Origin of the sequence: Phenylobacterium sp. (assembly GCF_024508875.1) — a bacterium.
GTDB lineage: Bacteria > Pseudomonadota > Alphaproteobacteria > Caulobacterales > Caulobacteraceae > Phenylobacterium.
Map to the genome: position 1 here is coordinate 1 of NZ_JANINU010000027.1, position 12,251 is coordinate 12,251.

General features: G+C 70.0%; 16 protein-coding genes and 2 pseudogenes. 12 read left to right on the forward strand and 6 right to left on the reverse strand.

Annotated elements, in window-relative coordinates:
* Positions 1-68 (forward strand): annotated as a pseudogene (locus tag Q0L11_RS24640) (recombination protein RecR); the annotation flags it as partial.
* 212 nt (positions 69-280) lie between these two features.
* Here the strand turns inward: Q0L11_RS24640 and Q0L11_RS03115 are convergent.
* Complete coding sequence (locus Q0L11_RS03115; protein ID WP_296595389.1) at positions 281-481, reverse strand: hypothetical protein; 201 nt, start codon at positions 479-481, stop codon at positions 281-283.
* Between the two features lie 186 nt (positions 482-667).
* Here Q0L11_RS03115 and Q0L11_RS03120 point away from each other — a divergent pair, with 186 nt between their 5' ends.
* The 5 genes from Q0L11_RS03120 to Q0L11_RS03140 all read left to right on the forward strand — a co-directional run bounded on the left by Q0L11_RS03120 (position 668) and on the right by Q0L11_RS03140 (position 4,615).
* A complete protein-coding gene (locus Q0L11_RS03120; RefSeq protein WP_296595390.1) occupies positions 668-1,579 on the forward strand; it encodes a helix-turn-helix transcriptional regulator in 912 nt (303 codons plus the stop codon).
* A 41-nt stretch (positions 1,580-1,620) separates the two neighbouring features.
* Entirely contained in the window at positions 1,621-2,286 is a 666-nt protein-coding gene (plsY, locus tag Q0L11_RS03125) for a glycerol-3-phosphate 1-O-acyltransferase PlsY (RefSeq protein WP_296595391.1), read from the forward strand.
* Between the two features lie 66 nt (positions 2,287-2,352).
* Positions 2,353-3,564, forward strand: a complete 1,212-nt coding sequence (locus Q0L11_RS03130) for a DNA recombination protein RmuC (protein WP_296595392.1) — start codon at positions 2,353-2,355, stop codon at positions 3,562-3,564.
* A gap of 73 nt (positions 3,565-3,637) precedes the next feature.
* On the forward strand, positions 3,638-4,147 hold the full coding sequence (gene def / locus Q0L11_RS03135; protein WP_296595393.1) for a peptide deformylase: 510 nt from the start codon (positions 3,638-3,640) through the stop codon (positions 4,145-4,147).
* Between the two features lie 57 nt (positions 4,148-4,204).
* Positions 4,205-4,615 carry a hypothetical protein gene (locus Q0L11_RS03140; RefSeq protein WP_296595394.1) on the forward strand — a complete coding sequence of 137 codons (411 nt, stop codon included), beginning with the start codon at positions 4,205-4,207 and terminating at the stop codon, positions 4,613-4,615.
* A 124-nt stretch (positions 4,616-4,739) separates the two neighbouring features.
* Here the strand turns inward: Q0L11_RS03140 and Q0L11_RS03145 are convergent, their stop codons facing one another.
* Positions 4,740-5,051 carry a hypothetical protein gene (locus Q0L11_RS03145; RefSeq protein WP_296595395.1) on the reverse strand — a complete coding sequence of 104 codons (312 nt, stop codon included), beginning with the start codon at positions 5,049-5,051 and terminating at the stop codon, positions 4,740-4,742.
* Between the two features lie 85 nt (positions 5,052-5,136).
* Here Q0L11_RS03145 and fmt point away from each other — a divergent pair, with 85 nt between their 5' ends.
* Positions 5,137-6,063, forward strand: a complete 927-nt coding sequence (gene fmt, locus Q0L11_RS03150) for a methionyl-tRNA formyltransferase (protein WP_296595396.1) — start codon at positions 5,137-5,139, stop codon at positions 6,061-6,063.
* On the opposite strand, the gene Q0L11_RS03155 is transcribed toward fmt, so the two are convergent.
* On the reverse strand, positions 6,064-6,300 hold the full coding sequence (locus tag Q0L11_RS03155; protein ID WP_296595397.1) for a hypothetical protein: 237 nt from the start codon (positions 6,298-6,300) through the stop codon (positions 6,064-6,066).
* Between the two features lie 26 nt (positions 6,301-6,326).
* On the opposite strand from Q0L11_RS03155, the gene truA reads away from it, so the two are divergent.
* Positions 6,327-7,064, forward strand: coding sequence for a tRNA pseudouridine(38-40) synthase TruA (truA, locus tag Q0L11_RS03160; RefSeq protein WP_296595398.1), 738 nt, complete (start codon positions 6,327-6,329; stop codon positions 7,062-7,064).
* 31 nt (positions 7,065-7,095) lie between these two features.
* On the opposite strand, the gene dapE is transcribed toward truA, so the two are convergent.
* A complete protein-coding gene (dapE, locus tag Q0L11_RS03165) occupies positions 7,096-8,250 on the reverse strand; it encodes a succinyl-diaminopimelate desuccinylase (RefSeq protein ID WP_296595399.1) in 1,155 nt (384 codons plus the stop codon).
* 42 nt (positions 8,251-8,292) lie between these two features.
* On the opposite strand from dapE, the pseudogene Q0L11_RS03170 reads away from it, so the two are divergent.
* The 4 genes and pseudogenes from Q0L11_RS03170 to Q0L11_RS03185 all read left to right on the forward strand — a co-directional run bounded on the left by Q0L11_RS03170 (position 8,293) and on the right by Q0L11_RS03185 (position 11,101).
* Positions 8,293-8,772, forward strand: a pseudogene (locus Q0L11_RS03170) (cupin domain-containing protein).
* A 55-nt stretch (positions 8,773-8,827) separates the two neighbouring features.
* On the forward strand, positions 8,828-9,484 hold the full coding sequence (locus Q0L11_RS03175; RefSeq protein WP_296595400.1) for a hypothetical protein: 657 nt from the start codon (positions 8,828-8,830) through the stop codon (positions 9,482-9,484).
* A gap of 7 nt (positions 9,485-9,491) precedes the next feature.
* Entirely contained in the window at positions 9,492-10,334 is an 843-nt protein-coding gene (locus tag Q0L11_RS03180) for a cytochrome b/b6 domain-containing protein (RefSeq protein ID WP_296595401.1), read from the forward strand.
* Positions 10,331-11,101: a molybdopterin-binding protein gene (locus tag Q0L11_RS03185; protein ID WP_296595402.1), complete on the forward strand. Its 771-nt coding sequence runs from the start codon at positions 10,331-10,333 to the stop codon at positions 11,099-11,101. The genes Q0L11_RS03180 and Q0L11_RS03185 overlap by 4 nt, the downstream gene beginning before the upstream one ends.
* Here the strand turns inward: Q0L11_RS03185 and Q0L11_RS03190 are convergent.
* Positions 11,098-11,574: a MarR family winged helix-turn-helix transcriptional regulator gene (locus Q0L11_RS03190; protein ID WP_296595403.1), complete on the reverse strand. Its 477-nt coding sequence runs from the start codon at positions 11,572-11,574 to the stop codon at positions 11,098-11,100. The genes Q0L11_RS03185 and Q0L11_RS03190 overlap by 4 nt on opposite strands.
* 57 nt (positions 11,575-11,631) lie before the next feature.
* Positions 11,632-12,251 (reverse strand): 2,3,4,5-tetrahydropyridine-2,6-dicarboxylate N-succinyltransferase (locus tag Q0L11_RS03195; protein WP_296595404.1); only part of this gene is annotated, 620 nt, incomplete at its 5' end.

Sequence of the window (12,251 nt, forward strand, 5' to 3'; positions counted from 1 at the left end):
GCGGCGAACTGGACTGGCTGGACGACGGCACCATCGCCCAGGCCATGCGGGCGCGCCGGCCGGCTTAGCGGTTCGGCGACACCCCGCGCCGCCGACGGCCCGTGAGGTCGGCCGAAGGCGACGCGGAGCGCCAGCACCCCTCTTGGGGTCCGCGCGGAGGCGGGGACCGCTCCCTGCCGCCGCGAAGCGCCGATGACCGTGGGAGGTCCGGCGCGAGCCAGGGCTTACAGGGCGCGACGTTTGGGAGTGTCGGCGCGCCCACGCCGGGCTCATTGCCTCGTCACCGGGGGACCACCTGGCCGCCCTGAAGGATTTCGCCTCGGCCCCGCCCCGGATCGCACGCGCGCTCCAGGTGGTCGCTGCGGCAGGCGGCGGACCCGCCCGCGCCCATGGTCAGGCCGTGCGACGGTCCATTGAGGGCGATGATCGCCACGCCTGCCAGCGTCGCCACCGCGTAGAAGATGTGCTGCGCCACCCGCATCGGCTTCCTCCTGCCGCGGTCTGCGCCGCGTTTCGTCGAAGAACACGTTATGTCCGCGACGTTGCGCCGCGCAGGTGCAGCGAACGCCGCCGAACGGCGCAACCGTGGCGCCCCGGCCCGACCGCGATGTGCAACGGGTGCGCAACCGTTGCAGGGATGGGTTGCATTGTGGAACAATGTTCGACGATGGCGTTGTCCGTTCACTTCCACGAGAAGCTGACGCTGGTGCTCAAGGCGCTCTCGATGAGCCGCGGGCGCCTGGCGGCGGAACTCGGCGTGGACAAGTCGCTGGTGGGCCGCTGGGCCTCGGGCGCTGTCAGCCCCTCGGCGCACAACCTCGAGAACCTCACCCGCGTCGTCTCCGGCCGCTGCCCCGGCTTCACCATGCTGGACTGGGACAGGGACCTGGCGGGGCTGGCCGGGCTCCTGGGGGTTGCGGCGCCCGTGGACGGCCATGGCGGCGCCGGCGCGATCGACGCGCGCGACGCCCTGCCGCTGCCCGTGCTGGAGATGTCCCGGCTGACCACCGAGCGGCGGGGCCACGCCTACGAGGGCTTCTGGCGTACAACGCGCCCCTCCGTGATGATGCCCGGGCGGTTCTTCCACGACCACGGCATTGTCCGCCGGCACGAGAACGGGCTGCTGCAGTTCAAGGTGGGCGGCGCCGGCCTGTTGTTCGACGGCTGGCTGTTGCCGGCCGAGGGCCAGCTCTTCGCCATTCTGTTCGACACGGTGGGGCAGACGCCAATCTTCGTGATCTGGAACGGCGTGCCGCTGTCGAAGGCCTCGTTCCTTGACGGCATCGTGATGGCGGCGGCGCTGAACGCGGCGCGCACGCCTTCGGCCTATCCGATCGTCATGGAGCGGATCGGCGACCTCACTGGCGACCGGGCCGCCGACGACGCCAAGTGCGAGGAACTGCTGGCCCGCGATCCCCTCGCGCCCGAAGGCGAGGTGCCGGAGGAACTGCGCCGTCACCTCATCCGCGACATCGGCCCGGCCGCCGCGGCCCAGGGGCTGGGCGAGATGTTCCTGCTGGCGCCGATCACCGCGACCCTGTCGCGTGGCGAGACCATAGGCGGACGGCTGGTGGGCTGAGGCGACTCGGTTCCTGAAGACGGGGCATGGAGGGACATCCGATGGTCTTCTGGATCGCGTGCGCGGCGGGCCTGGCGGTCGGCTACCTCCTGGGATCGATCCCGACCGGCTATCTCGCGGGCAAGCTGCTGAGGGGCGTGGACATCCGGGAGCAGGGCTCCGGTTCCACGGGCGCGACTAATGTGCTTCGGACCCTGGGAAAGTGGCCGGCCCTGGCGGTATTGGTCGTGGACGTGCTGAAGGGCGCGGCCGCAGTTCTCTTCGCCCGGTGGTTCTACCCCTGGCTGGCCGATGCAGCGGCCGTTCCCGCGGGGCTCGACGCCGCCGTTTGGACGCCCTGGGCAGTCTGCCTGACCGGGCTGGCGGCGCTGGTCGGGCACGCCCGGCCGGTCTGGCTGAACTTCGCCGGTGGAAAGTCGGTGGCGGCCGGGCTGGGCCTGCTGCTGGCGCTGGCCTGGCCGGCCGGCGTGGGCGGATTGGCCGTCTTCGCGCTGACCGTGGCGATCTTCCGGTTCGTCTCGCTGGGCTCGATCCTGGCGGCGGCGACGGCGGTCGCACTCGTCTGGGTCCTGAACGAGCCCCTAGCCTACCGCCTGCTCGTGACGGCGGGCGGGCTCTATGTAGTCGCCCGCCACCGGGCCAACATCCAGCGCCTGATCGCCGGGGCCGAACCGCGCCTTGGGCAACGCCTGGAACCGCAGGGCTAGGGTCGCCGCGCGGTGCGGGGCTGCGTCGCGCTTTCGCCGACTCGCCTAGCGCGCTAAGAACGCACCATGAACGGGCTTCTCTTCCTGGCCGTGCTCTGCGTGTTGATCGCCGCAGCAGCCATCGCCTGGGCGCTGCGCGAGCGCGGCCGGGCTTCCAACGCTGAGCTGCGCATGAAGCTGATGGCCGAGCAGGGCGACCTCGTCCGCGCCCAGCTCACCCAGTCGGCGACCAGCGTCGCCGAGGAGATCCTGCGCAAGAACGAGGAGGCGGTCCGGAACCGCGAGCAGCTCGCCCAGGCGCGGCTGGAGGCGCAGCTCAAGCCCGTCGCCGAGAGCCTGCAGAAGTTCCAGGAACAGGTCACCGCCGTCGAGAAGCAGCGGGCCGAGGAGCAGGGCGGCCTGAAGGAGCAGATCGCCCAGATGCTGGCCGCGTCCGCCGCCACGCAGGACGAGGCGCGCAAGCTGTCGGCGGCGCTGCGGCGCGGCGCGGGGGTGCAGGGCCGCTGGGGCGAGCAGACCCTGCGCAACGTGCTGGAGGCGGCGGGCCTTTCGGGCCGGTTCGACTTCGAGGAACAGGCTTCTACCGACACCGAGGAGGGCCGCCGGCGTCCCGACGTCATCGTGCGCCTGCCGGGCGGCGGCCTGTTCGTGATCGACGCGAAGTGTTCGCTGAACGCCTTCCTGGAACTGCAGGAGGCGCAGGACGACTTCGCTCGCGACGCCGCCGGCCTGCGCCACGTGCAGAGCGTTCGGGGGCACATCCAGGGCCTGTCGGCCAAGGCCTACTGGGACCAGTTCCAGAACTCGCCGGACTTCGTGGCGATGTTCGTGCCGCTGGACTCGGCGCTGGCGGCGGCGCTGGACCGGGCGCCCGAGCTGATGAACGACGCCATGGACCGCCGCGTGGTGATCGTCACGCCGTCCACGCTGTTCGCCCTGTGCAAGGCGGTGGTCTACGGCTGGCGGGTCGAGGAACAGGCCGCCAACGCCCAGAAGATCGCCGACCTGGGCAAGGAGCTCTACAAGCGCATCTCGGTGATGGGCGCGCATGCGGGCTCTGTGGGCAAGGCGCTGGAGGCGGCGGTCAGCCGCTACAACCAGTTCGTCGGCTCCTTGGAGACCCAGGTCCTGACACAGGCCCGGCGCTTCGAGGAACTGAAGGTCGACCACCAGGGCAAGGAGGTGGTCGAACTGGCTCCGGTGGAGGTGGCCGTGCGGCCGCTGGCGAAGTTGACGACCGACGAGACGCCGAACGTGAGGCTGGCGGCCGGGGAGTAGCGCGGGGCGACCTGAAGTCGCCTGCCGCTTGTCCTAGCTTGACGCTCAGGAATAGGGACCTTACCTGCCCGCCATGGCCCTTCGTGAGATCCTCGTCGTCCCGCACCCCGTGCTGAAGCAGGTGTCCCAGACCGTCGAGGCGGTCGACGACGATCTGCGCGCCCTCATGGATGACATGCTGGAGACGATGTACGACGCGCCCGGCATCGGCCTGGCCGCCATCCAGATCGGCGTGCCCAAGCGCGTGATCGTCATGGACCTCGCGCGCGAGGGCGAGCCGCCCCAGCCGCGCTATTTCGTGAACCCCGAAATCCTGTGGGCGTCGGACGAGACCGCTCCCTACGAGGAGGGCTGCCTGTCTGTTCCCGAGATCTTCGACGAGGTCGACCGGCCGGCCCGCGTGAAGATCCGCTACCTGAACTATCAGGGGGAACAGGTGGAGGAAGACGCCGACGGTCTCTTCGCCGTCTGCATCCAGCACGAGATGGACCACCTGAATGGCGTCCTCTTCATCGACCACCTTTCGCGGCTCAAGCGCGAGCAGGCGGTGAAGAAGGTGAAGAAGCTGGTGAAGGCGGCCTAGGGCCTCCAGCCGCCGGACGTTGGTGCCCGGCACTGCTTTTCGCAATAGGGTGGCGCCATGTGCCACTTCGTGACCCTGGTTGTCTCGACCGACGACGCCGCGGCCGTCGAAGCCGTGATGGCGCGCCATGGCCGTGCGGCCGAGCCGATCGACAATCCCTCGGTCGCCAAGGCGATGATCCCGGGCGAGCGGCAGTTCCTCACCACGCGCGGCCACTGCGACTGCGGTACCGTGCTCGCCCGCCGGTGTGAAACCGCCGACGACACGGAGGCGCGCCTCGCCAAGGAGGCCGCTCGGCTGGCCCGCAAGGGCTGGTCGCCCACCAAGATCGCGCGCGCGAGGGACGACCGCCGCCGCGCGGCCGACCGGCCGTCAGGCCAGGACGGCGACAGCCTGGAACTCTGGACTGCAGTCATACGCGACTTGCGCGAGACCCTGGGCGCGCCGCACGTCGGCCTCCTGGTCTAGCTCTATTCCGGCGCCGTGGCCAGCGAAGTGTTCGCCACGCGCCGCAGGACGGCGGGCCGCGCCTCGTCCGAGACCGTGGGACCGTTGGAAGACGGCGAGCTCGCCATCTTCACCTGAGGCTCGGCTACTTCTTGTCGTGGGCGTCGTGGTCCGCGGCGTCCTTGCTCTCGGCTTCGACCTTGGCGGCGCCTTCGCGGGCGCCTTCGGCCGCACCCTTGGCGGTGTCCTTGATGACCTGGCCGGCGTCGCCCGCCGCGTCCTTGATCTCGGCGCCCACTTCCTTGACCGCCGGGCTGTTGGCCGCCTCCTTGGCCTTGTCGCCGATTTCGTGGGCGGCGTCCTTCACATCGCCCGCGGTGTCCTGCCGCTCGGCCTTCGTGCAAGCGGCGAGCGCGAACACCATGCTGGCGGTTGCGACCATGATCGACTTTCTCATTTGATGGGCTCCCTGCGACTATCGCTCCAACGGCCACGCTTGCGGCGAAGTTCCCTTCCAGCGCCCCGACCGCTAAGACCCCGGCATGCGTCTCGCCTTCCTCGGCACCCCGGATTTCGCCGTCTCGGCCCTCTCCGCCATCGTGGCGGCGGGCCACGAGGTGGCCTGCGTCTATTCCCAGCCCCCCGCGCCGCGCGGCCGCGGTCAGGAGCTGAAGCCCTCGCCCGTGCATGCGTTCGCCGAGGCGCATGGCATCCCGGTTCGCACGCCCGTCTCGATGCGCGACCCGGCGGAGATCGAAGCGTTCGCGGCGCTGGGCCTGGACGCCGCGGTGGTCGTCGCGTTCGGCCAGATCCTGCCGGGCGCCTTGCTCGAAGCGCCACGGCTGGGCTCTTACAACGTCCATGCCTCGCTCCTGCCGCGCTGGCGGGGCGCGGCCCCGATCCAGCGGGCGATCATGGCGGGCGACAAGGTGACCGGCGTCCAGGTGATGCGGATGACGGAGGGGTTGGACGAGGGGCCGGTGCTGGCGACCGCGACCGTGCGCATCGACGCGCAGGAGACGGCGGCCACGCTGCACGACCGCCTGGCCGTCGCCGGCGCCGAACTGATCGTGAAGACCCTGGCGGAAATCGAGGCGGGGACCGCCGTGGCCGTCCCGCAGGCCGAGGAGGGGGTGACCTACGCCAAGAAGATCAGCCCGAAGTTCACCCGGCTGGACTGGGCGAAGGACGGCCCGACCCTGGACCGCAAGATCCGCGGGCTTTCGCCGTTCCCGGGCGCCTGGTTCGAACTTCCGACCGAGAAGGGGCCGGTGCGGGTGAAGGCGCTGTTGTCGGCCTTTGAGGATGGGGCCGGCGAGCCGGGCGTCACGCTGGACGACCGCCTGCTGGTCGGGACCGGCGATGGCGCCGTGCGCCTGCTGCGCGTGCAGCGTGAGGGCAAGGGCCCGCAGGACGCGGACGTGTTCCTACGCGGGAACCCCGTGCCCAAGGGCGTGAGGTTGGCTTAGCTATTTGAAGCCGTAGGTTTGTCCGAGCAGCTTCCATAGATCCTCAGCGCTCTTCCGTTCGAACTGCATAGTTTGGCTTACGCCCTCAGTCTCTCGGTCGGCCGACCCGTAGGTGTTGATTTGAACGATTGGGCCATTCCGACCTTCACCAAAGACGAAGACCTTGGCCGGCACTTCAGTCCGGTGACGCTTCAGACGAGTTCCGTCTGTGAGCTCAAACTTGGTAATGACGGCCATTTCTAATCCTCCCGACTGAATGGACGATGCCACGCTACCGCCTCCTGATCGAGTACGACGGCCGCCCGTTCCACGGCTTCCAGGCGCAGGCCGACCTGCCGTCGGTGCAGGGCTCGCTGGAGCGGGCGATCAAGAAGTTCTGCGGCGAGGAGATCCGGGTCAGCGCCGCCGGCCGCACGGACACCGGCGTCCACGCCACGGGCCAGGTGGTCCACGTCGACCTCGCCAAGGACTGGCCGGCCGAGACGGTGCGCAATGCGCTGAACTTCCACCTGATGCCCGACCCGGTGTCGGTGCTGGCGTCCGAGGTGGCGGAGGGCGACTGGCACAGCCGCTTCTCGGCGACGGGGCGGCGCTACCGCTATCGCATCCTCAACCGCATGAGCCCCCCGGCCCTCGACCAGGGCCGCGTCTGGCATGTGAAGAAGCCGCTGGACGCGGGGGCCATGCACGAGGCCGCCAAGGTGCTGATCGGGCACCACGACTTCACTACCTTCCGCGACCTGGCCTGCCAGGCGAAGTCGCCGATGAAGACGCTGGACGTAGCCGACGTGCGCCGCGAGGGCGAGGAGGTGATCCTGGAGTTCGCCTCGCGCTCGTTCCTGCATCGCCAGGTGCGTTCGATGACCGGGACGCTCGCCGAGGTCGGCGTCGGACGCTGGACGAAGGACGACGTGCGCGAGGCGCTGGAGGCGCGGGATCGCCGCGCCTGCGGCCCGGTCGCGCCGGCGGAGGGACTGTACCTGACGGGTGTCGCTTACTGACGTGTGGAGCGGGCGCTGGGGTCGTCCGCGCCTAGGCGAAATAGCGCGCGATGATCCGCGAATAGACCTGCTGCAGGGTGCGGATCTCGGCGACCGGGGCGCGCTCGTCCACTTGGTGCATGGTCTTGCCGACCAGGCCCACCTCGATCACCGGGCACAGGGCGCGGATGAAGCGGGCATCGGAGGTGCCGCCGCTGGTGGAAAGCTCGGGCGGGCGGCCGGTGACGTCGGCCACGGCGGCGGCCACCAGGTCGGTGAAATCGCCGCGCTCGGTCAGGAACGCCTCGCCGCTGATCTGCGGGACGACTTTGGCGGTCCCCTTGAAACCCTCCGCGGCCTTGGCCGCTTCGGCGGCGATCCAGTCGGCCAGGCCCTGGCCCGTGTGGTTCGGGTTGAACCGGATGTTCAGGCGCGCGCGCGCCACCCCGGGGATCACGTTGGTGGCCGTGTTGGGCACGTCGATCCAGGTCACTTCCAGGTTGGATGGCTGGAACTCGGCGTAGCCGTCGTCCAGCTTGCGCGCCTGCAGCGCGGCCAGGATCTTCACCAGGATCGGGGCGGGGTTGGCCGCCCGGTGCGGATAGGCCACGTGGCCCTGAATGCCTTCGACCACAATCTCGGCGTTGATCGAGCCGCGCCGGCCCACCTTGACCATGTCGCCGAACGTCTCGGACGACGTGGGCTCGCCCACCACGCAATGGTCGATCGCCTCGCCCTCGGCGGCCAGCGCCTCCACGACCATCTTGGTCCCGTGGGTCGCCACCCCCTCCTCGTCGCCGGTGATCAGGAACGAGATCGAACCTGTCACCTTGCCGGCCGCGATGGCCTCGGCGGCCGCGGCGGCGAAGGCGGCGATGGCGCTCTTCATGTCCACCGAACCGCGCCCGATCAGCACCCCGTCCACCACCTCGGCCGCGAAGGCGTCCTTCGACCAGGCGGCGGCGTCGCCCACGGGCACCACGTCGGTGTGGCCCGCGAAGCAGAGGTTCGGCCGCGCGGTCCCGTAGCGGGCGTAGAGATTCTCGATCTCGCCGAACTTCATCCGTCGACACGCGAAGCCGAGGCCCGACAGCATCTCCTCGACGATCGCCATCGCGCCTGCATCGGCCGGCGTCACCGAGGGGCGGCGGATCAGGTCGCGGGTGAGTTCGACGGCGTCGAGGGCGGCGGGGCTATCGGACGGCATGCGTCCGCCATATCTGGCAATCGCGGCAGACGCGAGGGGATCATGCCCAAGATCGACATCGACTAGGCGCCCACCCGCTTCGGGACCACCTATCCGCCGCCCTACGACGAGCCCTGCCGCGGGCGGAAGCGGTGGAAGCTGGGCGACGCCGCGGGCCTCACCGACTTCGGCGTCAGCCTGATGCGACTGGACCCGGGCGTCTGGACCAGCCAGCGGCACTGGCACAGCGTCGAGGACGAGTTCGTCTGGGTGGTCGAGGGCGAAGTCGTGCTGGTCGAGGAGGACGGGGAGACGATCCTGCGCGCCGGCGACTGCGCGGGCTTCAAGGCGGGCGTCGCGAACGGGCATCATATCCAGAACCGCTCGGATCGGGTGGCCGTCCTGCTGGAAGTTGGCACGCGGCGACCGGTGGAAGATGCGGTCGACTACCCGGACATCGACATGGTGATCCATGCCGGCGAGGACATCCCGCGCCGTCGCGACGGGACCGCGTACGCGGACGCCGAGGGCCGCAAGGTCTGAGCGCCGCGCCCGCCGCGCGGGGTTCGCGCAATTAATTTGCTAGCAAAATATTTGCATGCCAAAGCTCGCCGCCACGTTCGTCGATGCGGAGGATTCCATGCGCCTGTTCCTGATGCTTGCGGCCGCCCTGGCGGTGGCCGCTCCGGCCGTCGCCCAGCCTGCGCCGCAGCCCCCGGCGCCGCTGCCCGTGCGCGGCGTGGTCACGAAGCTGGAGGCGACGCGCCTGACGGTGAAGCCGAAGAGCGGCAAGCCGGTGACGGTGGACCTGACGCCGGACTGGACGGTGCAGGTGACCAAGCCGATCGCGGTGACCGAGATCAAGGAAGGCAGCTTCATCGGCACGTCGGAAATTCCGCAGGCCGACGGCTCGGGCAAGTCGCTGGAGGTCCACGTGTTCCCGCCGGGCGTGAAGGTCGGCGAAGGCCATTACGCTTGGAACCTGCGCAAGGGCTCGATGATGACCAACGGCACGGTCGGCAAGGTGACGGCCGGCGCCAAGGGCCGCGAGCTTCAAGTCAGCTACTCCACCGGCCAGCGCAAGATCGTGGTGCCGCCGAAGGTGCCGGTGGTGCAGATCACCGGCGGGACGCGTCCGCTGGTGAAGGCCGGCGTTCCGGTCTTCTTCGTCGCCTTCCCGAAGCCGGGCGCCGCCGGCGGGCTGATCACCGGCGCCGTCGCGGTCGGTGAGAATGGCGCCGCCCCGCCGATGTAGGCCGGTCGTGAAGCCGTTTCCGGAACGTACGCGGCGCGGGGTTACCGCGGTCTACCGCCACCCGGTGTTGGTGCGGCTGACGCACTGGCTGAACGCTCTGTGCCTGCTGGTGCTCCTGCTCAGTGGGTTGCAGATTCTGAACGCGCACCCCGCCTTCTACTGGGGCGAGGTCGCGCGGTTCGCGGAGCCGTGGGCGGCGATCGAGGCCAAGCCGCGCGACGACGGCGAGCTTCGCGGGCGGCTGGTGGTGGCGGGCGCCAGCTTCGACACCACGGGCGTCCTGGGCGCGTCGGCGGCGGGCGGGGAGCAGCTCCAAGCCCGGGCGTTCCCGAGCTGGCTGACGCTGCCCTCCTATCCCGACCTGGGGGCCGGCCGGCGCTGGCACTTCGCCTTCGCATGGATCCTGGCGATCAACGGTCTGATCTACGGGATGTTCGCGGTCCTCAGCGGGCGGCTCACGGGGCTGATCTGGCCTTCCCTGGCCGAACTGCGCACCGTGCCGCGATCGGTGTGGGACCACCTGCGGCTGCGTTTCGCCCACGGCGACGCGGCGCGCGGCTACAACGTGCTGCAGAAGCTGGCCTATGCGGTGGTGATCTTCGGCCTGATGCCGCTGATGCTGCTGACGGGCCTCACCATGTCGCCGGCCGTCTACGCGCGCCTGCCGCTGCTGGGCGACCTGCTGGGCGGGCGGCAATCGGCGCGGACGCTGCACTTCCTGGCGGCCTCGGGCCTCGTGGCGTTCTTCGCCGTTCACATCGCCATGGTCGTGGCGGCCGGGCCCCTGAACGAGGTGCGCTCCATGATCACCGGCTGGTTCGTCATCCGCCGTGAGAAGGTGAAGCCATGAAGGCCGCGACCCGTCGGGGGCTGCTGGGGGCCGCGTTGGGCGCGACCGGCGCGGGCGTGTCCGGGTGTGACCGCATCGCCAATTCGCCCGAGGCGAACCGGAGCCTGAACCTTGCCGAGGGCCTGAACTTCCATGTCCAGCGCCTGCTCCTGGGCCGCCGCGCCCTGGCGCGCGAGTACCCGGCCAGCGCCATCTCGCCCGATTTCCGCGCCAACGGCACGGTCAATCCCGACAGCGAGGACTACCAGGCGCACGTGGCGGGGGGCTTCAAGGACTGGCGGCTGGAGATCGGCGGCCTGGTCGAGCGGCCTCTCCAGCTCTCGTTGGACGAGCTGCGCCAGGCTCCGTCGCGCACCCAGATCACCCGGCACGACTGCGTCGAGGGCTGGAGCAGCATCGGCAAGTGGAAGGGCGCGCGCCTGGGGCCGCTGCTGGACCGCGCCGGCGTGAAGCCGCAGGCGAAGTACGTGGCGTTCTTCTGCGCCGACACCCTTGAGCTGACCCTCGACGGCACGGGCGACTACTACGAGACCATCGACCTCGCCGACGCCCGCCACCCCCAGACCGTGCTGGCGTACGAGATGAACGACCGGCCGCTGCCCGTGGCCCACGGCGCGCCCATCCGCCTGCGCCTGGAACGGCAGCTCGGCTACAAGATGGCCAAGTACGTCATGCGCATCGAGCTGATCGACAGCTTCGCGGGTCTGGGCCTGGGCAAGGGCGGCTACTGGGAAGACCGCGGCTATCAGTGGTACGCGGGGATCTAGTCCGGCGCGATCCGCCTTAGGCCGGCGGTCAGTTTCTCGATGGCCGCCTTCAAGGCCACGCTTTCCTCGAGCGGCATGGGCAGCTGGCAGAACATCGCCGTCGGCACCGAGACCGCCTTCTCCCGGAGCGCGCGCGCCCGGGGCGTCAGCTCGATGATGACCCGCCGGGCGTCGCCCGGGTCGCGGGTGCGGGTGACCAGGCCCGCCTTCTCCATGCGCTTGCACAGCGGCGTGAGCGTGCTGGCGTCGAGCCCCAGCCGGCGACCGAGGTCGCCGATGGACTGCGGCGCCTCGGCCCAAAGCGCCATCAGAGCCAGGTACTGCAGGTAGGTTAGGCCCAGCGGCTCCAGGAGGGGCCGATAGGCGCGCGTCATCAGGTTGCTGGCCGTGTAGAGCGCGAAGCAGAGCTGGAGCTCCAGGCGCAGGGGATCGAACGGTTCAGCGCCCTTCGCCGCCTCGCTCTCCTTCGCCACCGCCCGCTCCTTGGTCGCCCTCGCCCTTACATCATAGGGAAGGGAGATGCGCGCCCGCTACTCCCGCAGCAGTTCGTTGATCGAGGTCTTCGAGCGGGTGCGCTCGTCGACGCGCTTCATGATCACCGCGCAGTAGGTGGACGGCAGCGACGGGTCGTGCGGGTTGGGCCGGTTGCCGGACACGACGACGGAATAGGGCGGCACCTCGCCGGTGAAGGTCTCGCCGGTCTTGCGGTCGATGATCGGCGTCGTAGAGGTGATGAAGGTGCCCATCGAGAGCACCGAGCCCTCGCGCACGATCACGCCCTCGGCCACCTCGGCCCGGGCGCCGATGAAGCAGTTGTCCTCGATGATCGTCGGGTTGGCCTGCAGCGGCTCCAGCACGCCGCCGATGCCGGCGCCGCCGGAGATGTGCACGTTCTTGCCGATCTGGGCGCACGAGCCAACCGTCGCCCAGGTGTCGACCATCGTGCCTTCGTCGACGTACGCGCCGATGTTCACGAACGACGGCGTCATCACCACGTTCTTCGCCACGTACGCGCCCTTGCGCACCACGCAGCCGGGCACCGCGCGGAAGCCGGCGGCCTCGAAGCGGGCGGCGTCCCAGCCGGTGAATTTAAGGGGCACCTTGTCCCAGTAGGGATGCGGCGCGTCGGCGTCGATCAGCCGGTTCGCGG